The 22,692-nt window shown below is 70.1% G+C and carries 21 protein-coding genes and 1 riboswitch; of the genes, 8 read left to right on the plus strand and 13 right to left on the minus strand.

Annotated features, from left to right (window positions below):
• Positions 1–170: 170 nt before the first annotated feature.
• Both OP79_RS32730 and OP79_RS32735 read left to right on the plus strand, forming a co-directional pair.
• Complete coding sequence (locus OP79_RS32730) at positions 171–860, plus strand: response regulator transcription factor (protein WP_033325399.1); 690 nt, start codon at positions 171–173, stop codon at positions 858–860.
• Positions 857–2,317 carry a sensor histidine kinase gene (locus OP79_RS32735; RefSeq protein WP_033325320.1) on the plus strand — a complete coding sequence of 487 codons (1,461 nt, stop codon included), beginning with the start codon at positions 857–859 and terminating at the stop codon, positions 2,315–2,317. The genes OP79_RS32730 and OP79_RS32735 overlap by 4 nt, the downstream gene beginning before the upstream one ends.
• 60 nt (positions 2,318–2,377) lie before the next feature.
• On the opposite strand, the gene OP79_RS32740 is transcribed toward OP79_RS32735, so the two are convergent.
• Positions 2,378–3,739, minus strand: a complete 1,362-nt coding sequence (locus tag OP79_RS32740) for a metallophosphoesterase (RefSeq protein WP_033325321.1) — start codon at positions 3,737–3,739, stop codon at positions 2,378–2,380.
• A 13-nt stretch (positions 3,740–3,752) separates the two neighbouring features.
• Positions 3,753–3,995 carry an SCO4848 family membrane protein gene (locus OP79_RS57295; protein WP_033325322.1) on the minus strand — a complete coding sequence of 81 codons (243 nt, stop codon included), beginning with the start codon at positions 3,993–3,995 and terminating at the stop codon, positions 3,753–3,755.
• Between the two features lie 136 nt (positions 3,996–4,131).
• On the opposite strand from OP79_RS57295, the gene OP79_RS32750 reads away from it, so the two are divergent.
• The gene (locus OP79_RS32750) at positions 4,132–5,442 is read left to right on the plus strand and encodes a D-alanyl-D-alanine carboxypeptidase family protein (protein ID WP_033325323.1); all 1,311 of its coding nucleotides are present in this window, start codon (positions 4,132–4,134) and stop codon (positions 5,440–5,442) included.
• On the opposite strand, the gene OP79_RS32755 is transcribed toward OP79_RS32750, so the two are convergent.
• The 3 genes from OP79_RS32755 to trpS all read right to left on the minus strand — a co-directional run bounded on the left by OP79_RS32755 (position 5,390) and on the right by trpS (position 8,207).
• Positions 5,390–6,367 carry a YihY/virulence factor BrkB family protein gene (locus OP79_RS32755; protein ID WP_033325324.1) on the minus strand — a complete coding sequence of 326 codons (978 nt, stop codon included), beginning with the start codon at positions 6,365–6,367 and terminating at the stop codon, positions 5,390–5,392. The two genes, OP79_RS32750 and OP79_RS32755, sit on opposite strands and share 53 nt — an antisense overlap.
• A gap of 58 nt (positions 6,368–6,425) precedes the next feature.
• Positions 6,426–7,010, minus strand: a complete 585-nt coding sequence (locus OP79_RS32760; RefSeq protein ID WP_033325325.1) for a 2'-5' RNA ligase family protein — start codon at positions 7,008–7,010, stop codon at positions 6,426–6,428.
• Positions 7,011–7,193: 183 nt separating this feature from the next.
• Positions 7,194–8,207 (minus strand): tryptophan--tRNA ligase, encoded by a 1,014-nt coding sequence (gene trpS / locus OP79_RS32765; protein ID WP_033325326.1) that lies wholly within the window; start codon positions 8,205–8,207, stop codon positions 7,194–7,196.
• A 130-nt stretch (positions 8,208–8,337) separates the two neighbouring features.
• Here trpS and OP79_RS32770 point away from each other — a divergent pair, with 130 nt between their 5' ends.
• From OP79_RS32770 to OP79_RS32780, 3 genes are all read left to right on the plus strand, one after another.
• On the plus strand, positions 8,338–8,898 hold the full coding sequence (locus OP79_RS32770; protein WP_033325328.1) for an RNA polymerase sigma factor: 561 nt from the start codon (positions 8,338–8,340) through the stop codon (positions 8,896–8,898).
• Complete coding sequence (locus OP79_RS32775; RefSeq protein WP_033325329.1) at positions 8,891–9,748, plus strand: hypothetical protein; 858 nt, start codon at positions 8,891–8,893, stop codon at positions 9,746–9,748. The genes OP79_RS32770 and OP79_RS32775 overlap by 8 nt, the downstream gene beginning before the upstream one ends.
• Before the next feature lie 165 nt (positions 9,749–9,913).
• The gene (locus OP79_RS32780; RefSeq protein WP_245685533.1) at positions 9,914–10,660 is read left to right on the plus strand and encodes a hypothetical protein; all 747 of its coding nucleotides are present in this window, start codon (positions 9,914–9,916) and stop codon (positions 10,658–10,660) included.
• Between the two features lie 94 nt (positions 10,661–10,754).
• On the opposite strand, the gene OP79_RS32785 is transcribed toward OP79_RS32780, so the two are convergent.
• The 4 genes from OP79_RS32785 to pdxR form a co-directional block, all read right to left on the minus strand.
• Entirely contained in the window at positions 10,755–12,209 is a 1,455-nt protein-coding gene (locus OP79_RS32785; protein ID WP_033325335.1) for a glycine hydroxymethyltransferase, read from the minus strand.
• Between the two features lie 32 nt (positions 12,210–12,241).
• A riboswitch (ZMP/ZTP riboswitch) is annotated at positions 12,242–12,330 on the minus strand.
• 109 nt (positions 12,331–12,439) lie between these two features.
• The gene (locus OP79_RS32790; protein ID WP_033325337.1) at positions 12,440–13,633 is read right to left on the minus strand and encodes a glutathionylspermidine synthase family protein; all 1,194 of its coding nucleotides are present in this window, start codon (positions 13,631–13,633) and stop codon (positions 12,440–12,442) included.
• An 80-nt stretch (positions 13,634–13,713) separates the two neighbouring features.
• Positions 13,714–14,040 (minus strand): hypothetical protein, encoded by a 327-nt coding sequence (locus tag OP79_RS32795; RefSeq protein ID WP_033325338.1) that lies wholly within the window; start codon positions 14,038–14,040, stop codon positions 13,714–13,716.
• 65 nt (positions 14,041–14,105) lie between these two features.
• Positions 14,106–15,563 (minus strand): MocR-like pyridoxine biosynthesis transcription factor PdxR, encoded by a 1,458-nt coding sequence (pdxR, locus tag OP79_RS32800; RefSeq protein ID WP_051745097.1) that lies wholly within the window; start codon positions 15,561–15,563, stop codon positions 14,106–14,108.
• Between the two features lie 47 nt (positions 15,564–15,610).
• Between pdxR and OP79_RS32805 the strand changes: the two genes are divergently transcribed.
• On the plus strand, positions 15,611–16,129 hold the full coding sequence (locus OP79_RS32805) for a carboxymuconolactone decarboxylase family protein (RefSeq protein WP_033325340.1): 519 nt from the start codon (positions 15,611–15,613) through the stop codon (positions 16,127–16,129).
• Between the two features lie 61 nt (positions 16,130–16,190).
• The gene (locus tag OP79_RS32810) at positions 16,191–16,985 is read left to right on the plus strand and encodes an isocitrate lyase/PEP mutase family protein (RefSeq protein WP_211270908.1); all 795 of its coding nucleotides are present in this window, start codon (positions 16,191–16,193) and stop codon (positions 16,983–16,985) included.
• Positions 16,986–17,008: 23 nt separating this feature from the next.
• Here OP79_RS32810 and OP79_RS32815 read toward each other — a convergent pair whose 3' ends face one another.
• Genes OP79_RS32815 through OP79_RS32830 form a run of 4 tightly spaced genes read right to left on the minus strand, consistent with a single transcriptional unit; the run spans position 17,009 to position 22,677 of the window.
• Positions 17,009–17,971 (minus strand): ABC transporter substrate-binding protein, encoded by a 963-nt coding sequence (locus tag OP79_RS32815; protein WP_033325404.1) that lies wholly within the window; start codon positions 17,969–17,971, stop codon positions 17,009–17,011.
• A gap of 40 nt (positions 17,972–18,011) precedes the next feature.
• On the minus strand, positions 18,012–19,970 hold the full coding sequence (locus tag OP79_RS32820) for an ABC transporter permease (protein ID WP_033325342.1): 1,959 nt from the start codon (positions 19,968–19,970) through the stop codon (positions 18,012–18,014).
• Positions 19,970–21,136 carry a quaternary amine ABC transporter ATP-binding protein gene (locus OP79_RS32825; RefSeq protein WP_033325344.1) on the minus strand — a complete coding sequence of 389 codons (1,167 nt, stop codon included), beginning with the start codon at positions 21,134–21,136 and terminating at the stop codon, positions 19,970–19,972. Before OP79_RS32825 ends, OP79_RS32820 begins: the two co-directional genes overlap by 1 nt.
• A complete protein-coding gene (locus tag OP79_RS32830) occupies positions 21,136–22,677 on the minus strand; it encodes a GMC family oxidoreductase (protein WP_033325346.1) in 1,542 nt (513 codons plus the stop codon). Before OP79_RS32830 ends, OP79_RS32825 begins: the two co-directional genes overlap by 1 nt.
• Positions 22,678–22,692: the final 15 nt, after the last annotated feature.

The raw sequence follows: 22,692 nt of genomic DNA on the forward strand, positions 1-22,692 counted from the left end.
TTGGTCCCCCAGGTCCTGCGGCTCAGCATCGACTGCACGGCGCGGGCGTGGACACGGCAGGGCCATGACTCTCAAGGAACTCCAAAGAGCGCGGCGGCCCCGCTGTCAGTGCCCCGGCCGATACTGGGGACATGACCGCTCACATGGGGCACGAGGGGGAGGCCGGGGACATGGGCGCGCACGAGGGGGCCACCGTCCTGGTCGTCGAGGACGAGCCGAGCATCGCCGACGTCCTGGCCATCGCCCTGCGCTACCACCGCTTCGAGGTGATGACGGCGGGCACCGTCCGCCAGGCGCTGACTCTCGCCGAGCGCACGCGCCCCGACGCCGCGCTCCTCGACGTGATGCTGCCGGACGGCGACGGCCGGGCGCTTGGCCGCGAACTGCGCGAGCGCCGGCCGGACCTGGCGCTGGTGTTCCTGACCGCGCGGGACGCGCCCGCGGAGATCGTCGGTGCGCTCGGCTTCGGCGACGACTACATCACCAAGCCGTTCAACATCGACGAGGTCGTCGCCCGGATCACCGCGGTCCTGCGCCGCACCCGCCCGGCCGACGTCCTCCCCCAGCGCCCGCCCCTGCGCTACGGCGACCTGGAGCTGGACGAGACGACGTACTCCGTGCACCGCGCCGGCCGCTCGGTGGAGCTCACCCCGACGGAGTACGCGCTGCTGCGCTTCCTGGTGCGCAACGACGGACGGATCGTGCCCAAGGAGCAACTCCTGCGCCATGTCTGGCAGTACGAGCACTCGGCCGAGTCGACGGTCGTGGAGACGTACATCAGCTATCTGCGGCGCAAGCTCGACTCCCTCGGCGCGCCCGTGATCACGACCCGCCGAGGCGTGGGTTACGGGCTCGCATGACCATCAGGGGCCTGTGCCGCAAAGGTAGCCATTCACTGCGCGGCCGGCTGACGCTGGCGAACGTGGCGATGCTGGCGCTGGGCATCGTCGTGGCGACCGCGGGGAGCCTGATGGGCATGCGGACCTACCTGCTGGACAGCGTCGACACCCAACTGATGGCGAGCCGCGACTCGATCGGGAACTCCAAGCTCACCCTCGAGCAGGTCGACTCGCTGAGCGCCCTGGCCGCCGTACGCGCCCGGGTCTCGCCCACTCCCTCCGACAAGGAGGCGGACGCCGACTCGTGGGTGCAGGACGGCATCTTCGTGGCGGTGGACGATCAGGGGCGTCCCGCGGCCATCGGCCCCTTCGCGCCCACCGAAACCCAGCGCGCGCTCGCCGCGGCGGTGGACGATCCGGCCGCCCTCACCGGCGACGAGGAACCGCACGACCTCAGACTGGACGGCACCCCCTACCGGGTCTCCGCCGCGCCCCTGGCCGACGGCACCACGGTGCTGATGGCCAGGTCGACCGGGTCCGTGCACGAGGTGATCCGCAAGGCTGCCGTACTCGACTTCACCGTCGGCGCCCTGCTGCTCGCGCTGCTCGGCGTACTGACGATGCTCAGCGTGCGGCGCCGGATGCGCCCCCTGGAGGACATGGTGGAGACCTCGTCGGCGATAGCCGAAGGGGATCTGACCCGCCGGGTGCCCTCCAGCCGGCATCCCACCGAGGAGGTCGAGCAGTTGCGGCTCGCCCTCAACTCGATGCTGCACCAGGTCGAGTCGGCGTACCGCACACGCGAGCACAGCGCGGCCCAGCTGCGCCGTTTCGTCGCGGACGCCTCGCACGAGCTGCGTACGCCGCTGTCGGCGATCCGCGGCTATCTCCAGCTGTACGACAAGGGGATGCTGCGCGAACCGGGCGAGCGCAAGCGGGCCTGGGACCGGATGAACTGCGAGGCCGACCGCATGGGCCGCCTCGTCGACGAGCTGCTCACCCTGGCGCGCCTCGACCAGCAGCCCGAACTGCGCTTCAAGAACGTCGACTTGAGCCGTCTCGTGCGCGACGCCGCCGAGGACCTGCGGGCCCAGCAGCCGGACCGCCCGGTGACGGTGGACGCCGCCGGTGCCCTGCTCGTACAGGCCGACGAGTCGGGACTGCGCCAGGTCCTCGGCAACCTCGTCGGCAACATACGCACGCACACGCCCGCCGACGTACCGGCCACCCTCGCGCTGGAGCGCCAGGACGGGGTCGTACGGCTGTGTGTCGCGGACGAGGGGCCGGGGCTTGCTCAGGAGGACGCGGCGCGGATCTTCGACCGGTTCTTCCGGGCGGGCGGCGGTGCGGGCAGCGGCCTGGGGATGGCGATCGTGCAGGGCGTGGTGACCGCGCACGGGGGCGAGGTCACGGTCCGGACGGCTCCGGGCAAGGGGCTGGCGGTGACGGTGACACTGCCGGGCCGGACGGGGGGCTGACGGCTGGGAGGCCGGATCCCGGAGGCGGTCAGGCCTCTGGGAGTCCGACTCCCGGGGCCGTCAGGCCTGCCTGGAGGCCAGTTCCACGATCGTGACGTCGGACGGCGCGCCCACCCGCGTCGGCGGCCCCCACGCGCCGGCGCCCCTGGAGACGTACAACTGTGTGTCGCCGTAGCGCTCCAGGCCCGCGACGGTCGGGTTGGCGAGGGCCGCGACGAAGTTGCCGGGCCAGAGCTGGCCGCCGTGCGAGTGGCCGGAGAGCTGGAGGTCCACGCCGTGGTCCACGGCGTCGTGGATCTGCACCGGCTGATGGGCGAGCAGCACACACGCGCGTGCCCGGTCGCGGTCGCCCAGCGCCTTCTCGAAGTCGGGTCCCTGCCCCTCGTCCTCACCCGATACGTCGTTGACACCGGCGAGGTCGAAGCCGGGCAGCTCCGTGCGCACGTTCTCCATCGGCGTCATTCCCAGTTCGCGTACGTGCTCGACCCATTGTTCGGCACCGGAGATGTACTCGTGGTTGCCGGTGACGAAGTACGAGCCGTGCCGCGCCCTCAGCTGGGCGAGCGGCGCGGCGGCGGGCCCGAGGTCCTTCACGGAGCCGTCGACGAGATCTCCCACGACCGCGATGAGGTCGGGCTGAGTCGAGTTGATGGTGTCGACGACCTTCTGGGCGAACCCACGCCCGAGCACGGGGCTCAGGTGGATATCGCTGACCACGGCGATCCGGAACCCGTGCGCGCTCCGCGGCAGCTTGGCGAGCGGCACGGTCACCCGCTTCACCTTCGGCCCGCGCAGCACGCCGTACGTCCCGTATCCGACCGTCCCCAACGCGGCGGCGGCAGCGGCACCACCGACGACACGCGACACGAACAGACGCCGGGAGGGACCACTGGCGGCAGGACCGGACGTGGCCGCGGCCTGCGAACCGTCGTCAGGAGTGTCCTCGCCACCATCACCCTGGCCCTCGCCCTCGGAAACGGGCTTCGCTGCGCCGGAACCGGGCTTCCCCGCCCCCGCCCCCACGACGGCATCAGGCGCGGCAACGGCCACCGGCTCGCGCTCGCCCACTGCTTCAGGTGCGTCAGGTACGTCAGACGCTGAACGTCGCTCGACAACCCGCCGTACGAGGGGCCGTACGACCTCTCCCACGAGCAACGCGAGCGTGAGGTAGAGCATGATGGCCAGCCAAAGGAACCCCGGCCACCCGAGCACCTGTTGGAGCCAGAACGGCGCCCCGCTCCGCTCGGCGGCCATCGCCGCGACGAAGAGCAGCGGCCCGGCGATGAACACGGCCGTGCCCACTCGCCGGGCGAGCCCCGGCCCGGTGGTCGTGTCGCGCACCAGACGACGCCACATGTACCAATGCAGCCCGCCGAAAAGGGCCAGAACCAGCAAGATGATGAGCACAAAGACGATGGTCACGCGGAGGCTCCCGTTATGACGTGCGGTGAATGGCGCGAACTCCGCGCAACCCGATGAACCCGACGACCGTCCCAAGGACAAAGGAGACAACGGCGAGCGTCAGGTGCACCCAGAAGTACCCAGTCGGATCGCCCGCGTCGTCGAAGGCGAGCCCGCTCCCGTCCGCCCACAAGTTCTTGACGAAAGTGATCCAGATGACCCAGCTCCACACCCCGAAGGCGAGCAGGAACCAGGAGACGGGACGGCTGAGCTTCATACGTTCAGTATCGCTGCCGTCGAGTGGTGACCGCGTCCGGGGTGAGGAGACCCACAGCGAAGTGGGCCACAGTGGAGAGGGCGGCAGCGAGGAGGGCGGTGCGGCTTCCCGCCCAGGGCCAGGTACGTTCTCGTCCGTGTCCGCCATGAAAAAGACCGCCAAGTCCTCCTTGCTGGTCACTTCCGCCACCTTGCTGACCTTGTCGCTCACCGCGACCGCGATCGCCGGCGGGCCCGCTGTCGCGGACGGAACGCCGACACCGAGTCAGAAAACGTCCCCGAAGGCCAGCACATCGCCCACCGCCACGCCCCCGGCGGACATGTCGACCGTGGGCGGCGCCCAACTCGGCAAGGCGGGCACCCAGGTGAACCTCGGCACCGGTGCCCCGGTGCTCCCGAAGGACCTGAGCGCGCGCTCCTGGATCGTCGCGGACGCCGAGTCCGGCGATGTCCTGGCCGCGCACAACGCGCACTGGCGGCTGGCCCCGGCGAGCACCTTGAAGATGCTGTTCGCGGACACGCTGCTGCCGAAGTTCGGCAAGGACGAGAAGCACAAGGTGGTGCCCTCCGATCTGGCGGGCATCGGCCCGGGCTCCAGCATGGTCGGCATCAAGGAGGACGAGACGTACACGGTCCACGATCTGTGGCTCGGTGTCTTCCTTCGCTCCGGCAACGACGCCGTACGCGTGCTGTCCGCGATGAACGGCGGCGTCGAGCAGACCGTCGAGGACATGAACGCGCACGCCGAGGAGCTCCAGGCCCTCGACACGCATGTGGTCAGCCCGGACGGCTACGACGAGGTGGGGCAGGTGTCATCGGCGTACGACCTGACCCTCATCGCCCGTTCCGGCCTGCAGAAGAAGGACTTCCGGGAGTACGCCTCGACCGTGCGCGCCAAGTTCCCGGGCGAGACGAAGAAGAACAAGAAGGGCAAGACGACCCGTAAGTCCTTCGAGATCCAGAACACCAACCGGCTCCTGACCGGCGACTACGGCCTCGACGTCTACAGGGGCATCGCGGGTGTGAAGAACGGCAACACCTCGAACGCGGGCTCCACCTTCACCGGGGTCGCCGAACGCGACGGCAAGGTGCTTCTCGTCACGATCATGAACCCCGAGAAGGAGGAGAGCAACGAGGTCTACAAGGAGACCGCCCGCCTTCTCGACTGGGGTTTCCAGGCGGCGGACAAGGTCGAGCCGGTGGGTGAGCTGGTGCCGCCGAAGGGCGCGGACACGGGTACGCAGCCGGGTACGGAGGCCTCCGGTGAGGCGGGCGGGTCCGGTGACGGCAGCCCTGTCGCCGCCTCGGCGCAGGAGGCGGGTTCGGGCGGCATCGGTGTCGCGCTGGGGATCACCGGGGGCGTGCTCGTGCTCCTCGCCGGCGGAGTGTTCCTCGTCAACCGCCGCTGGCCGCTGCCCGACCTGGTGCGCCGCCGACCACGCCCCTGACGTCCGCCCCTTCGGTGCCCTCGGAGGAGTCGCCCGAGGCGTCGCCGGAGGAGCCTTCTGCGGGGGCGTCCGGGGAGTCGTTCTTCTGCGCCGCCGTCCAGGCGGCGCAGAAGAGCACCAGTTTCGCGGTGAAGTTGATCCACAGCAGCAACGCGACGGGCACCCCGAAGGCGCCGTACATGCTCTTCGAGGCGACACCGCTGATATAGCCGCTGAGCAGCAGCTTCAGCAGCTCGAACCCGACGGCGCCGATCAACGCCGCGGTGAACAACCGGCGGCGGGTCGGCTCGACACCGGGCAGCAGCGTCAGGACGTACAGCAGGAGCAGGAAGTCGGCGAGGACGGCGATGGCGAACGCGGCGAGCTGCAGCAGCGCGCCGCCCCAGCCCCCCTCGTCGATGCCGAGCTGCCGGGAGGTCCAGCCGACCATCGTCGCCGCGACGGCGGACACGACGATCGTGACGAGCACGGCGCCGCCGAGGCCGACGAGGACCCCGGCGTCCTTGGCCTTGCTCAGCACGGGGTTCTCGTCGGGCTCGGGCAGCTCCCACACCGCCCGCAGGCACTCGCGCATGGAGCCGACCCAGCCGATGCCGGTGAACAGCAGGACGGCGCCCGCGATGACGCCGACGGTACCGGCGTTGTCCACCAGTCCGCCGATGTCCAACTGGTCGGAGATACCCGGGATCTGCTCGGCGATCTTGTCCTCGAGCTCTCGTTGCCCCTTCTGGTCGAGGGTCGCGGCGGCCACCGCGGCGGCGACGGTGATCAGCGGGAAGAGCGAGACGAAGCTGATGAAGGTCATCGCGGCGGCGAGCCGCGTCCACTTCACGCGATCCAGGCGTGCGTACGAGTGCCAGGCGTGCGTGGTCATCAGACGCGTGACAACCGGGCCGATGCCAGGGAGCTTTTTCAGCCAGTCCATGATCAGAACCTGCCCTCTTCGCCGAGGCCCCATGTCCGGGATACCCCGAAAGGGCAGATCAGTGCGTGGGCAACGTGGTGTCGCCCGGCGTGGGTGCACTCGTCTGCTCGGGCAGCACCGCTCCCCCGAAGACGAAGTCGCGGAGCCTGCGCCACACGCCGTCGGCGCCCTGCTCGTAGAGCGCGAAACCAGTGCACGGCCACTCGGCCTCGTACTCGGACAGCTCCTCGTACGCCCGGTCCATCGCTTCGTCGTCGATGCCGTGCGCCACCGTGACATGGGGGTGGTACGGGAACTGCAGTTCGCGTGCCACGGGCCCGGACGCGTCCCGGACCTGCTTCTGCAGCCACGTGCAGGCCTCGGCACCCTCGACGACCTGCACGTACACGACGGGCGACAGCGGGCGGAAGGTTCCTGTGCCGCTCAGCCGCATCGGGAAGGGGCGCCCGGCCGCCGCGACCTCGACGAGATGCGCCTCGATCGCGGGCAGCGCCGAGTCGTCGACCTCCGTCGGTGGCAGCAGCGTGACATGGGTGGGGATGCCGGAAGCGGCGGCGTCGCCGAAGCCCGTGCGCCGCTCCTGGAGCAGGCTGCCGTGTGGCTCCGGGACCGCGATCGACACACCGATCGTTACGGTCCCCACGTCGTCTCCTGTCGTTGTGCTCGCTGTTGTGCTTGCCGTTGTGGTGGTGCTTGCGCTGGTGTTCCGGACGCTTCTGGCGGACTCTGGCGGACAGGGACGGCCCCTGGTCCTGTGTGTCCCCTGTTTCCGTACGGCTTACGACTGTACGGCCGTCGGGCCCGATCCCGGGTGTCAGTGCCTCGGTCAGTGCTTGGCGGGCAGGAAGCCCACCTTCTCGTACGCCTGGGAGAGCGTCTCCGCGGCGACGGCACGCGCCTTCTCCGCACCCTTGGCCAGGATCGAGTCGAGCGTCTCCGGGTCGTCCAGATACTGCTGCGTACGCTCCCGGAACGGCGTCGCGAAGTCGGTCATGACCTCGGCCAGGTCCGTCTTGAGCGCACCGTAGCCCTTGCCGTCGTACCTCTGCTCCAGTTCCTCGATACCGGCGCCGGTGAGAGTGGAGTAGATGCTCAGCAGGTTGCTGATGCCCGGCTTGTTCTCGGCGTCGTAGCGAATGTCCGTGCCGATGTCGGTGACCGCGCTCTTGACCTTCTTGGCGGTCGCCTTGGGCTCGTCGAGGAGGTTGATGAGGCCCTTCGGAGTCGACGCCGACTTGCTCATCTTGATCGACGGGTCCTGGAGGTCGTAGATCTTCGCCGTCTCCTTGAGGATGTACGGCGCCGGGACCGTGAACGTCTGCCCGAAGCGGCCGTTGAAGCGCTCGGCGAGATCGCGCGTCAGCTCGATGTGCTGCCGCTGGTCCTCGCCGACCGGCACTTCGTTGGCCTGGTACAGCAGGATGTCCGCGACCTGAAGGATCGGGTACGTGAACAGGCCCACGGAGGCCCGGTCGGCGCCCTGCCGCGCGGACTTGTCCTTGAACTGCGTCATACGGGACGCCTCGCCGAACCCGGTGAGGCAGTTCATGATCCAGGCGAGCTGCGCGTGCTCGGGGACATGGCTCTGGACGAAGAGCGTGCAGCGCTCCGGGTCGAGCCCGGCGGCCAGCAGCTGGGCGGCGGCGAGCCGGGTGTTGGAGCGCAGCTCGGCGGGGTCCTGGGGAAGGGTGATCGCATGCAGGTCGACGACCATGTAGAACGCGTCGTGGGTCTCCTGCAGGGCCACCCACTGACGGACGGCGCCGAGGTAATTGCCGAGGTGGAACGAGCCTGCGGTGGGCTGGATTCCAGAAAGCACGCGGGGACTGTCAGAAGCCATGGCCTCATTCTCTCAGGTGTCAGGGGTCGCTCCGGAACTGGCCGGAAACAGGTGGGAACCGATCCGTCTCCGGCGGTGTAACAAGAGTGTGAGGACGCGGGAGGGGGGCCGCATCGTCGATGAGGCCGCGGTGATCGCACGCGTACGCGCCGGAGAGCCGGAGGCGTATGCGGAGCTGGTACGTGCCCATACGGGCATCGCACTCAGAGCGGCCGCGGCACTGGGCGCGGGTGCGGACGCGGAGGACGTGGTGCAGCAGGCCTTCTTCAAGGCGTACTGCGCCTTGGGGCGCTTTCGGGACGGCGCGGCATTCAAGCCGTGGCTGCTCTCGATCGTCGCCAATGAGACGAGGAACACAGTGCGGACGGCGGTGCGTCAGCGCACGGTCGTGGGGCGTGAGGCCGCGCTGACGGAGGCGGAGCCGGTGATACCGGAGTCGGCGGACCCGGCGGTCGCGGCGCTGGAGGTCGAGCGCAGGGCGGCGCTGCTGGCCGCCCTGGACCGGCTGAGCGAGGAGCACCGGCTGGTCGTCACCTACCGCTATCTGCTGGAGATGGACGAGCCGGAGACGGCCCAGGCCCTGGGCTGGCCACGCGGGACGGTCAAGTCCCGGCTCAATCGTGCGTTGCGCAAGCTGAAGCGGCTGCTGCCGGATTTCCAGCCTCGGGAAGGAGGTGATGAGCATGAGTGAGTCGTACGAGCACGGGGGCGCGGACTCCTCGGGCGGTCGTGCCCCCGGGGAGCCGGGGCGTGCGCGCGGGGGCCCGGCCGGGCTGCCCGAGGAACTGCGCGCGCTCGGGCGGTCGCTGGATCCGCCGGGTGCGAGCGGGACCGAGTCGATGGTCGAGCGGGTGCTGGAGCAGATACTGGCCGAGGGGGTGCCGGTGCCGGTGGCCGAGCCGACGGGACCGGCCACGCGGATCCGGTCGGCTCGGCGGTGGGCGCGGCAGCGCTGGCGTTCGCTGACCGCCGCGCTGTGCGGACTGCTGACGGTGCTGGTGCTCACCCCTCCGGTGCGGGCGGCGGTCGTCGACTGGTTCGGCTTCGGCGGGGTCGATGTGCGGTACAAGCCGGGGCCGCACGCTTCTCCTTCTCCTGTGCCAGGCTGCGAGCAGGCACTGACCGTGGCCGGAGCGGCGCGACGGGCGGGGTTCGAGCCGTTGCTGCCAAGGGAGTTGGGGCGCCCGTCGGCCGCGCAGGTGTCGGCCGACCGCCGGGTCCTGTCGCTGTGCTGGCATACCGGGGACGGCGAGGTGATACGGCTCGACCAGTTCCGGGCGACGCTCTCTCCGCTGTTCTGGAAGTCGACGACGGTGCCGTACGAACCGGCCACGGTGAACGGCGACTCGGGCCTGTGGTTCTCCGAGCCCCACCGCCTCGAGCTCGCCTTGCTCGACGAGCAGGGTCAGGAGTACGCCCGGACTGTCCGCACGGCGGGGCCGACGCTGCTGTGGCAGGACTCGGGAGAGCAGCGGACGCTGCGGCTCGAGGGTGTGGAGTCGCGGGAGCGGGCGGTGGCTGTTGCGGAGTCCGTGGAGTAGTGCCGCGGAGTAGAGCCGCGGAGCTGGCCCATTTGGGGCGGGCGCCGCGAAGTGGTCGGAAGTCGTGCGGGCCGAGTGGGAACCCCGGCGGGTCGAGCGGTGTACCAGAAGTGACAGGGTGCGGACAGGCTGCATCCGGGGTCGACTGGGGGTCCGATGCATCCGATGCGCAGGGTTCGTGAACTGGCAGCGGCAGCCGGGGCGTTGACGGTGGCGCTCGCTCTGGTACTGACCGGGGCGCCGACCGCGGTGGCGGGCGGGCCGACGAGTGTGCTGCTCGTATCGCCCTACAGCGGGGAGACGGCGTCGCTGTACAACAGCGACGAGGAATACGTACGCCTGAGCGACCTGCTGCCTCAGCGGGGCGGCGACCTCGAGAGGTTGCAGGAGAAGCCGCCGGACCTCGACTCCATAGGCCGCCGGATCAACATCACATGGATGATCCATGACGTCACTCCCTGGCGGGTGGACATGGTGCACCCTGACGTGCCCGGCTCCCGGAGCGTCTGGATCCTCACGCAGCTCACACTGACGCATGATGCGTTGAAGCCGCCGAAGGAGGTCTGGCACCGGGCGGAGAAGCCCGACGAGCTCCGGTCCTTGCTCACCGGTCTCGGCGTCATGAGCGAACACCCAGAGGGGACGAACCCGGCTTCGGGGCCGCAGGACTCGTCGGACGACGCATCGGCCGCGGTGCCGCCGGGCGCCGGCGAGACCCCTGCGACTACGGTCACGGCCGCCACAGGGGCAGACGACGGAACCGACTGGTGGTGGGCGATACCTGGGCTGGCAGCCGGAGCCGTATTGGCGCTGGTGCTCCGATCGTTCGCGGCGCGGTTGCCGGGGGCAGTGCCTCTGGGCCGGGGGCGAGGACGGGATGTCGGGCCTCGGCAGGAGCTGCGGGACGTTTGACCGGCACACGGCTCAACCGGCCGCACGCGCCCTCGCCCCGACTGCACCGAGTTGCCTCGGCTGAGGCAACTCGGTGCGGCAGAACCCGTCCGCCTCAGCCCAGGTCGATCTCCGGGTACAGCGGGAAGCCGGCCACGAGATCGGTGGCCCGGCGGGAGATCTCGTCCGCGACCTTCGGGTCGAGCACGTGCTGGGCCTTGGAGGGGGCGCCCTTCGCGGTCGTGCCGGGCTCCGTGGTCGTGAGGACACGGTCGATCAGGCCGGCCACCTCGTCCATCTCGGCGGTTCCCAGGCCACGCGTGGTGAGGGCGGGGGTGCCGATGCGGATGCCGGAGGTGTACCAGGCGCCGTTGGGGTCGGCGGGGATGGAATTGCGGTTGGTGACGATGCCCGAGTCGAGCAGTGCGGACTCGGCCTGGCGGCCGGTGAGGCCGTAGGAGGTGGCGACGTCGATCAGGTTGATGTGGTTGTCGGAGCCGCCGGTGACCAGCGTGGCACCGCGCCGCATCAGGCCTTCGGCGAGGGCGCGGGAGTTGTCGACGACGGCCTGGGCGTAGTCGCGGAACTCGGGGCGGCGGGCCTCGGCGAGCGCGACGGCCTTGGCGGCCATGACATGCGGAAGGGGGCCGCCGAGCACCATCGGGCAGCCGCGGTCGACCTGGTCCTTGAGGGAGTCGTCGCACAGGACCATGCCGCCACGCGGGCCGCGCAGCGACTTGTGGGTGGTGGTCGTGACGATCTGGGCGTGCGGGACGGGGTCGAAATCGCCGGTGAGGACCTTGCCGGCGACGAGGCCGGCGAAGTGCGCCATGTCGACCATCAGCGTCGCACCGACCTCGTCGGCGATCTCGCGCATGATGCGGAAGTTCACGAGACGGGGGTACGCGGAGTAGCCGGCGACGATGATCAAGGGCTTGAACTCACGGGCGGAGGTGCGCAGGGCCTCGTAGTCGATGAGGCCGGTGGCGGGGTCGGTGCCGTAGGAGCGCTGGTCGAACATCTTGCCGGAGATGTTCGGGCGGAAGCCGTGGGTGAGGTGGCCGCCGGCGTCCAGGGACATGCCGAGCATGCGCTGGTTGCCGAAGGCCTGGCGGAGCTCGGCCCAGTCGGCCTCGGAGAGGTCGTTGACGTTGCGGACACCGGCCTTCACGAGCGCCGGAGCTTCCACGCGGTCGGCGAGGACGGCCCAGAAGGCGACGAGGTTGGCGTCGATGCCCGAGTGCGGCTGGGCGTAGGCGTGCTCGGCGCCGAAGAGTTCGCGGGCGTGCTCGGCGGCGAGGGCCTCGACGGTGTCGACGTTGCGGCAGCCGGCGTAGAAGCGGCGGCCGACGGTGCCCTCGGCGTACTTGTCGCTGAACCAGTTGCCCATGGCCAGCAGGGTGGCCGGGGAGGCGTAGTTCTCGGAGGCGATCAGCTTGAGCATCTCGCGCTGGTCGGCGACCTCCTGGCCGATGGCGTCGGCGACCCGGGGCTCGACGGCGCGGATCACTTCGAGGGCGCTGCGGAAGGCGGTGGATTCGGTGGAGAGGGGCGCAGAGTGGTCGGACATGAGGGACCTCCGGACGTGGCGTTCAGCGTTCACGGTTCGGCCCAGGCGCACGGCACTTGTTCGTCACGGGCCGCTCCCCGATGGTCGGTCCCATCCCAGCGCGCCAGTCACGGCCCGCCGATCAGCCTACCGGCCCTCCCCGGTCACAGATCCCTGAGTCCACCATGCGAGCGACGGCGGGAAGGGGCTACAGACCACCCGGATCCCTGAGCTCGGAGAGGCGCCGGCGCTCAGAGGATCACATGCGGCAGGAAGCGGGCGTACTCGTCCGTGATCAGGCCGGAGGACTCGCGGATGCCAAGGCCGGCCGACTCGTGCTCGACGACCCAGGCGCCGAGGACGACACGGCTGCCGTCGAAGGAAGGGAGAGGTGCCAACTCCTGATAGCAGCAGGGCTCTTCACGGACCACGGGGGTGTTTTCGGGTTCGTGGGGTTCGTGGACGGTGACGCCTGCGCCCTCGCGGCCGAGGAGGGGCTTGGCGACGTAACCGGTGGTGTTGGCGAGTTCGCGAGGGCCGTCGAGGTAGGCGGGGAGGAGGTTCGGGTGGTGCGGATAGAGCTCCCAGAGGATGGCGAGGAGTGCCTTGTTGGAGAGGAGCATCTTCCAGGCTGGTTCGATCCACATGGTGGAACCCGTGCCGCCGCCGTTGTCGAGGGTGTCCAGGACGTGCCCGCCGAAGCGGTCGGTGGTCAGCCACTCCCAGGGGTAGAGCTTGAAGCAGCTGCGGATGAAGCGGAGTTGCTTGTCGACGAAGCGGCCGGAGAGGCGATCCCAGCCGATCTCCTCCATGGCGATCCAGTCGGTCTCCAGGCCGGCCTGTTCCGCGGTCTCCTTCAGATACGCGACGGTCATCAGGTCCTCGCCGAGTTCGTCGGCGGCGGAGTGCGCGAAGTAGAGGGGGCTGCCCGGCGGGAGGAGGGCGGACTGTTTCTTCCAGGCGTCGACGAGGCGTTCGTGGAGGGAGTTCCACTGGTCGGCGCCCGGGAAGCGTTCCTCCATCCAGAACCACTGAGGGCTGGCGGCCTCGACCAGCGAGGTCGGCGTATCGGCGTTGTACTCCAGGAGCTTCGCGGGGCCGGTGCCGTCGTAGCGGAGGTCGAACCGGCCGTAGAGGGAAGGGAGTTCGGACCGCCGGTGCCAGGCCTCGGCGACCGCCTCGGCCACTCGGGGATCGGTGATACCGAGGTCGGCGAAGCGGTCCCGCTCGACGATGTGCGCGGCGGCGGCCAGGCACATGCGGTGCAGTTCCTCGACGACCTCTTCCAGGGCCTCGACCTCGGGGAGGGAGAAGACGTAGTACGCACTCTCGTCCCAGTACGGGCGCAGGGTGTCGTCGGGGTAGCGGGTGAGCGGATAGATCAGCCCCTGCTCCTCGACGGTCTGCTGCCAGCCGGGGCGAGGGTCGATGACGCGGCGTTCCATGACGGTTGCTGCCTTCGGGCTCTGGGCTTCGGGCTTTGAGGTTCGGGCTCTGGGCTTTGGGCTCGTCCCTTTGCCGCCGCTCAGCCGCCGGAGCTGCCGTCGCCGTCGCCGAAGCCGTCGCGGTCCACGCTGAAGGAGCCGCCGTCGACCCAGCCGTTGCTCTCCTCGCCGCCGTGGTACCAAGCGTCGTCGGAGGAGCCCTTGCGACTCTTGCGGCTCTTGCCGCTGCCGGTCGACTTGCAGTTCTTGTCGGAGACGACCTTGTAGCCCTTGGCCGCGTTGTAACTGTCGCGGTCGACGCAGCGCTTGTCGGGGTCCGAGGAGCAGGCGGTGAGTGCCGCAGCCAGGAGTCCCATACCGCCGAGTACGACCGTGCCCGAGCGCAGTTGCTGTCGTGAGTCCGCCATGTCCGCTCCCCCGTGACCGTTCGTTCGTAACCGATCGTGACCGTTCGCCGTCAAGTAATCCGCCGTCAGTTTATAGATCGCGATCCCGGCCGCCGTAATCGGGTCCTGGCCGCAATCGGGTCCTGAGGGAGCACTCTGCACAATGCGTCCAGCGCACCCGTCCAGGCGTGGTCCGGAGGTGTGCCGTAGCCCACGACAAGGGCGTCGTACGGTTCGGCGGCGGCAGCGTCCGCGTGGCGGTAGCGGGTCAGGCCGTGGAGCAACAGGCCCTGCCAGGCCGCCGCCCGGACCACCGACTGCTCGGTGCCGGGCGGGAGTTGGAGGACGGCGTGGAGGCCGGCCGCGATACCGGTGGCCCGCACCGAGGGGGCGTGGGACGCGAGCGCCGCGACGAGTTGGTCGCGGCGGCGGCGATAGCGCAGACGGGACGCGCGGACGTGACGGTCGTACGCGCCCGAGGTGATGAACTCCGCCAGGGTCAGCTGGTCCAGGACCCCGCACGACCAGTCCGTGCCGCCCTTCGCCGACACGACCTCCGACGTCAGCGACGGCGGCAGGACCAGCCAGCCGAGCCGCAGCCCCGGCGCCAGGGACTTGCTCGCGGTGCCCACGTACACGACGCGGTCCGGGTCGAGGCCCTGGAGCGCGCCCACCGGCTGACGGTCGTAGCGGAACTCCCCGTCGTAGTCGTCCTCCAGGATCAGCCCGCCGGTCCGCCGCGCCCAGTCCACGACGGCGGCCCGCCGGTCGGGCCGCAGCGGCACGCCCATCGGGAACTGGTGCGAGGGGGTGAACAGGACCGCCCCCGCCCCCGTTCCCGCCAAGCCGCCGGTACACGTTCCCAGTTCATCGAACGGAAGCGGCACTGTCCGCAACCCCGCCGCCTCCGCCACTCCCCAGTGCACGTCAAGCCCGTACGACTCCACGGCGAGCGAGCGCAGCCCCCGTCGCCGCAGCACAGCGGCGAGCAGCCGCAAGCCGTGTACGAAGCCGGAGCAGATGACGATGCGGTCGGGGTCGGTACGTACGCCGCGGGCGCGGGCGAGGTAGGCGGCAAGGGCGGTGCGGAGTTCGACGCGACCCCGTGGGTCGCCGTAGCCGAGGGCGTCGTGAGGTGCCGCGGACAGCGCGCGTCGGGCCGACTTGAGCCACTCGGCGCGGGGGAAGGAGGCGAGGTCGGGGTTGCCGGGTTCAAGGTTGTGCGTCGGTCCGCGGGGCGAGCGAGGCCGGGGCGCCGTTGCCGAGTCCGGCGCCACCGCGGCCCGTTCCGCGACCCGCGTGCCCGAACCCTGGCGTGCGGTGAGCCAGCCCTCGGCGACGAGATCGGCGTACGCGTCGGCGACGGTGTTGCGCGCGATACCGAGGTCGGCGGCGAGCGACCGCGACGACGGCAGCCGCGTCCCCGGTGCGAGCCGCCCGCTCCGCACCGCCTCCCGCAAGGCGTCCGTGAGCCCTCGCCGCAGACGGGAACCGCCCAGCTCGAGATGCAGATCAACACCCAAAGTGGCCCAGGATTCCCCCATGGAAATGGACCATACTCCTGGGCTACTCGAACCGTAGGGTCACAGTCATGACGACGAACGAGACGACCGACAACACGACCACCAACACCTCGTACGTCCCCGAACACACCCCCCGGCTCGCGTGGGCCAAGCTCGCGCCCGACGTCTACAAGGCCATGATCAGCCTCGACAGGGCGGCCCGGCAGGGCGTCGACCCCGTGCTCCTGGAGCTGGTGAAGATCCGCGCGTCGCAGATCAACCACTGCGCCTTCTGCGTCGACATGCACTCCAAGGACGCGCTCGCGGCCGGCGAGAGTGTCGAGCGGATCATCCAGCTCAGCGCGTGGGAGGAGTCGCAGCACTTCTACACGGCGAAGGAAGTCGCGGCACTCGCGCTGACCGAGGCGGTCACGGTCCTGACGGAAGGCTTCGTGCCGGACGACGTGTACGACGCGGCAGCCAAGCACTTCGACGAGGCCGAGCTGGCGCAGCTGATCGCCGCGATCACGGTGATCAACGCGTGGAACCGGTTCGGCGTGACCTGCCGTATGGTCGCCGGGCACTACCAGACGGGCGAGCACAGGTGACGACTCGCACGCAGTTCCTCGATCCCGAGGTCGGCTGCCGCATCCCGCCGGGGGGCCGCGCATGGTGAACAAGGTCGAGACGTTCCGCGCGCTGCATCAGGGCCGCGCACCGGGCGATCCCCTGATCCTTCCCGGACCGTGGGACGCGGCCAGCGCACGTGTGTTCGCGGACGCCGGTTTCCCGGCGCTCGCGACACCCAGCGCCGGGGTCGCCGCCTCGCTCGGGTACGAGGACGGGCAGACCCCGGCGGACGAGATGTTCGCGGCGGTCGCGCGGATCGTACGGTCCGTCGACGTGCCCGTGTCGGCGGACGTCGAGGACGGATACGGGCTCGCGCCCAAGGAGTTGGTGGACCGGATTCTTGAGACGGGCGCCGTCGGCTGCAACCTCGAGGACTCGCACGAGGGCGTCCTCAAGCACCCGGCGCGGCACGCCGACTGGCTGGCCCAGGTACGGGCCGTCGCGGGCGACCGGCTGTTCGTCAACGCCCGCGTCGACACGTTCTCGTGCGGGGTCGCCGATCCCGAACGGGCCGTCGAGCGGGCCGCGTTGTACGTGGCGGCGGGCGCCGACTGCGTGTATCCGATCGAGGCGCCGCTCGACGTACTGCCGCTGCTGCGGGCCGGGATCCAGGGCCCGATCAACGTGTATGCGCGGCCCGAGGACCCCCTGCCCAAGGAGCTGGGTGAACTCGGGGCGACACGGGTGACGTTCGGCCCGGGACTGCAGCGACAGGCAGCCGAGGCGCTGGCCGGCATCGCCCGCGCCCTGCACGACGACTGGCCCGGCCAGGCGCGCGCCGCAGCGCAACGCCTGGCCGACGAGGACCTCTCGGCGGAGCCGGACACCTGGTGACCGTCACGGACACCAGCTGACGGTCACTTGGGCAGCCACGCCTTCCAAGTCGGCTCGTTGCCGGCCACCCACTTCTTCGCCGCCTCCTCAGGAGTCAGTTTCTGGTCGGCGATCATCAGGGAGACCTCGTTCTGGTCCTCGGTCGTCCACTTGAAGTTCTTCAGGAAGGCCGCCGCCTCACCGCCGCCCCGCGCGAAATCCGCGTTCAGGTACTTCTGCAGCGGGGTGTGCGGGTAGGCGCAGGCGACCTTCTTCGGGTCGGCGTCGCAGCCCTCCTTGTACGCGGGCAGCTTCACCTCCGTCATCGGGACCTTCTCGAAGAGCCACTGCGGGGTGTACCAGTACGTGAGGAAGGGCTTCTTCTCCTTGGCGAACTGCCTGATCTGCGTGATCTGTGCCGCCTCCGAGCCGGCGAACACCACCTGGTAGTCGAGGTCCAGGTTCGCCACCAGAGCCTTGTCGTTCGTCACGTACGAGGGCGAGCCGTCCAGCAGCTGCCCCTTGCTCCCGCTCTCCGCGGTGCGGAGCTGGTCGGCGTACTTGTTGAGGTTCTTCCAGTTCGTGACGTCGGAGTGCTGTTTGGCGAAGTACGTCGGGACGAACCAGCCGATGTGCCCGGTGACCCCGAGGTCGCCGCCGGGCGCGATCGTCTTCTTGTCCTTGACGTACCGCTGCTCCTCGTCGGGATGGCCCCAGTCCTCCAGGATCGCGTCGATCCGCCCCTGGCTGAGCGCGTCCCACGCCGGGACCTCGTCGACCTGCACGGTGTCGACGCGATAGCCGAGCTCGTGCTCCAACAGGTACTGCGCGACGGCCACGTTGGCCTGCGCGCCGACCCAGGACTGCACGGACAGGGTGACCGTCTTCGCGCCCTGAACGCCCGCGAAGGGCGAGGCCTGTTTGGTCATGTCGGCGGCTCCGCAGCCGGTCAGCACCAGCAGGGCGGACACACCGGCAACGGCCGAGAGCATCCTCGTACGCGGCATCGGCTTCGCCGTCGTCTTCGTATTCGTATTCGTACGCATCTCAGGCCCCCTTCCTCGTACGGCGTTCCGTCGGCTGTGTCACCCGGTCGAGCATCAGGCCGAGGCAGACGATCGCCCCGCCCGCGACGAGACCGGTGGCCAGGTCGCCCTGGGCGAGCCCGAACACGACGTCGTAGCCGAGCGCGCCGCCGCCGACCAGGCCGCCGATGATGACGACGGCGAGGACCAGGACGACGCCCTGGTTGATGGCGAGGAGCAGCGCCGGGCGGGCCAACGGCAGCTGCACCTGCCGCAGTTGCTGCCAGCTCGTGGCGCCCAGCGAGCGCGACGACTCCATCGCCGCCGGGTTCACCTGGCGCAGGCCCTGCGTGGTGATGCGTACGACGGCGGGCAGGGCGTAGACGACCGCCGCTGCCACGGCGGGTGCGCGGCCCACTCCGAAGAGGGCTACCACCGGGATCAGGTACACGAACTGCGGCATCGTCTGGAAGACGTCGAGGACGGGACGCAGCAGCCGTTCGACGCGTTCGCTGCGGGCGGCCGCGACGGCGATCGCGAAGCCCACGACCAGCGTGACCGCCACGGCCGCGAGCACCTGCGAGAGCGTGTCGAGGGACGGTTTCCAGACTCCCAGCACGCCGATCGCGGCCATCGCGAGGACGGCGGTCAGGGCCGTACGCCACGTGCCGATGAGCCAGGCGAGCGTGGCGACGATCAGCAGGACCGACCACCAGGGCAGCCACTGCAGGCCGTCCCGCACCGGGTCCAGGACCCAGGTGGTGAAGTGGCCCGCCCAGTCGGCGGTGCCGCCGATGTAGGGGACGCCGGAGTAGAGGTGGTCGGTCATCCAGTCGACGGCGCGGTTCACGGGCTCGGCGATGTTCACGAGCCAGGCCTCGGGCCAGTCGAGCCGGCCCGTGAAGCGTCCGACGAGGGCTACGGCTACGGCGACGACAGCCGCGTAACCCCAGGGCTTCCAGCCGGACCGGCCGGACTGGGAGGACCCCGAACCCATTCGCTCCCCCGCCGCTCCCGTCACCCGGTCCAGGACGACCGCGAGCAGCACGATCGGGATGCCGGCGGCGAGTGCGGCGCCGACGTCGACCGAGGCGAGCGCCTGGTAGACGCGGTCGCCGAGGCCGCCCGCGCCGATGACGGACGCGATGACGGCCATCGACAGGGCCATCATGATCGTCTGGTTGAGACCGAGGAGGAGTTCCTTGCGGGCGAGCGGAAGACGGGCGGTCAGCAGCCGCTGCCGCGCGGTCGTGCCCATGGACTCGACGGCCTCCATCACGCCGGCGTCGGCGCCGCGCAGGCCGAGCGCGGTGAGCCGGGCCATCGGCGGGGCCGCGTACACGACGGTGGCCAGTACGGCGGCCGGGACGCCGATGCCGAAGACCAGCACGACCGGCAGGAGGTACGCGAAGGCCGGGAGCACCTGCATGGTGTCGAGTACGGGGCGCAGCGCGCGGAACGTACGGTCGGAGAGCCCGGCGGCGAGGCCGAGCAGCATGCCGAGTACGACCGACGCGAGCACGGCGACCACCATCAACGCCAGCGTCTGCATGGTGGGCACCCACATCCCGAGCAGCCCGCAGGCCAGGAACGCGACGCCCGTACCGATCGCGAGCCGCACACCGGCGACCCGCCACGCGACCAGCGCCGCCGCGGCCGTGACGCCTGCCCAGCCTGCGGCGAGCAAGACGAGGTAGACGGTGCGTACGGACAGGACGACGGCGTTGCTGATGTGTCCGAAGAAGTACAGGAACAGCGGGTGGCTGTCGCGGTTGTCGATGATCCAGTCGCTCGCCTTGCCGAGTGGTTCGGAGAGGTCGACGGTCAGAGCGTCGGGCCAAGTGCCGCTTGCCCAGCGGGCGTTGGCGATCGGTATGAGGATCGCTGCCGCGAGAGCCAGCAGGAGGAGCTTGCCGACGACACGGTGCTTCAGCAGTGCGGTGACGCCGGTCTGGGGGACGGCTGCGGTGGCGGTGGCCATCAGACCACCTCCTTGGAGCCCGTCCCTGCCGGGGTCTCGGGTGCCGTCCCTGCCGCAGTCTTGGATTCCGTACCGGCCGCGGTCTTGGATTCCGTCCCCGCCACGGTCTTGGTGTACGTACCCGCCACGACCCCCAGCAGCCGCTCGTGGTCGACGACCCCGACACAACGGCCGTCGTCCATGACCCGCACGGGGAAACCGCTGCGGGCGACGGCCTCGATGGCCTCGGACACGGTGGCCTCCGGGGCGATCGCCGGGCCTCGTTCCGCCTCGGCGGCGTCCGCGGGCCGCATGGCCGTACGGACCGTCATGACCTGCTCGCGCGGCACGTCCCGGACGAACTCGCGTACGTAGTCGTCGGCGGGCGAGCCGACGATCTCCTCGGGTGTGCCGAGCTGGACGACACGGCCGTCGCGCATGAGGGCGATGCGGTCACCCAGGCGCAGGGCTTCGTTCAGGTCGTGGGTGATGAAGACCATCGTGCGGCCCTCCTCGCGGTGGAGCCGGATGACCTCCTCCTGCATGTCGCGGCGGATCAGCGGGTCCAGGGCGCTGAACGGCTCGTCGAACAGCAGGACTTCGGGGTCGACGGCCAGTGCCCGCGCGAGCCCGACCCGCTGCTGCTGGCCGCCCGACAACTGCCCGGGCCGCCGCTGCTCCATGCCCTCCAGACCGACCTTGGCGACGACTTCCTGAGCCCTCTTCCTGCGCTCGTCCTTCGCGACGCCCTGGATCTCCAGGCCGTACGCGACGTTGTCGAGCACGGAGCGGTGCGGCAGCAGGCCGAAGTGCTGGAAGACCATCGAGGCGCGGTGGCGGCGCAGTTCACGCAGGCGCGTCGTGTCCATGGCGCGGACGTCCTCGCCGTCGATCGCGATCGTTCCGGCGGTCGGCTCGATGAGGCGCGTGAGGCAGCGTACGAGGGTGGACTTGCCCGAGCCGGACAGGCCCATCACGACGAAGACCTCGCCCTTGCCGACCTCGAAGCTCACATCGCGGACGGCGGCGGTGCAGCCGGTGCGGGCGCGGAGTTCGGCGGCGTTCAGCGCGCCGAGTTCCGGGTCGCCGGGTATCCGCTCGGCCTTCGGCCCGAAGACCTTCCACAGGCCCTCGACGGAGAAGACGGGTTCAACAGCGTTGGTCTTTCCGGCAGTTGACGTGGTCATCACTCGCCACCCCCGATCAGGTCGACGCACTTCTCTCCGACCATGAGCACTCCGATCATCGGGTTCACGGCGGGCATCGCCGGGAAGACGGAGGCGTCCGCGATACGGATGCCGTCGAGGCCTCGGATTCTCAACTCCGGGTCGACAACGGCGAGTTGGTCGTCCGAGTCGCCCATCCGACAGGTTCCCGCCGGGTGGTACACCGTGTGGGCCACCGACCGCGCGTACACGCTGAGCTCCTCGTCCCCCGTGACGTCCGGGCCGGGGGCCACCTCGCGCTTCAGCCAGCTCGCCAGCGGCTCGGACTTGGCGATCTCGCGGGCGATCCTGATCCCGTCGACGAGGGTGCGGCCGTCGTAGTCGTCCTCGTCCGTGAAGTAACGGAAGTCCAGGGCGGGCTTCTCGGCCGGGTCGGCGCTCGTCAGATACAGCCTGCCGCGACTGCGCGGCTTGGGGATGTTCGGAGTCATGGAGACGCCATGGGCGGGGCGTTCGTACCCCAGCCGCTCCGGATTGTCCGTGAACGGGACCTGGTAGAAGTGGAACATCAGGTCCGGGCCCGGGTGTTCGGGATCCCGGCGCACGAAAAGGCCCGCGTCGGAGTCCATCGCGGAGTTCTCGGGGATCGGCCCGTTCGTCTCCCAGACGATCACCGACTCCGGGTGGTCGAGCAGGTTCTCGCCGACGCCGGGCAGGTCGTGCGCGACGGGAATTCCGAGCGCCTCCAGGTCGCGGGCGGGCCCGATACCGGAGTGCAGAAGCAGCCGCGGCGAGTCCACGGCGCCCGCACACAACAGGACTTCGTTCTCCGCGCGTACGAGGATCTCCTCGCCGTCCTTCGTCCGTACGTGCACGCCGCGCGCCCGCGTCCCGTCCAGCTCCAGCTTGTACGCCCAGGTCTCCAGCAGGATCGTCAGGTTCGGGCGGTCCAGGAATGGGTGGAGGTAGGCGACCGAGGCACTCGAGCGCTTGTTGTTCTCCGGGTGGTACGCGAGGTCGAAGAAGCCGACGCCCTCGGTGAACGGCTTCTTGTTGAAGCCCTCGACGCGCGGCACTTCGAGCGTGGCCTGGGCGGCGTCGACGAAGTCGCGGGCGATGGCGTTCCGGTCCTTCTCGTCGACGGCGACGATGTTGTTGCGCAGCCTGGCGTAGTACGCCTCCATCGGCACCGCGCCCCAGCCCTTGGCACCGGCCGCCTCCCACTCGTCCCAGTCGGACGGCAGCGGCTTGAACGCGATGAGCGTGTTGTGGGAGGAGCAGCCGCCGAGCACCCGGGCGCGGCTGTGCCGGATGAACGAGTTGCCGCGCGGCTGGCGGGTCGTCGGGTAGTCGTAGTCCAGCTCCCCGCCGAGCAGCCCCATCCAGCGGCGCAGGGTGAGGACGTCCTCGCGGTCGACGTCGCTGGGGCCGCCCTCGATGACGGCGACGGTGACGTCCGGGTTCTCGGTCAGGCGGGAGGCGATGACGGAGCCGGCGGTACCGCCGCCGATGACGACGTAGTCGTACGTGTGCTCGTGTCCGGGCGTGGCTTGTTCGGGCATAGGGGGGTACTCCTC

This window comes from Streptomyces yerevanensis, from assembly GCF_000716805.1.
Classification (GTDB): Bacteria; Actinomycetota; Actinomycetes; order Streptomycetales; family Streptomycetaceae; genus Streptomyces; species Streptomyces flaveus.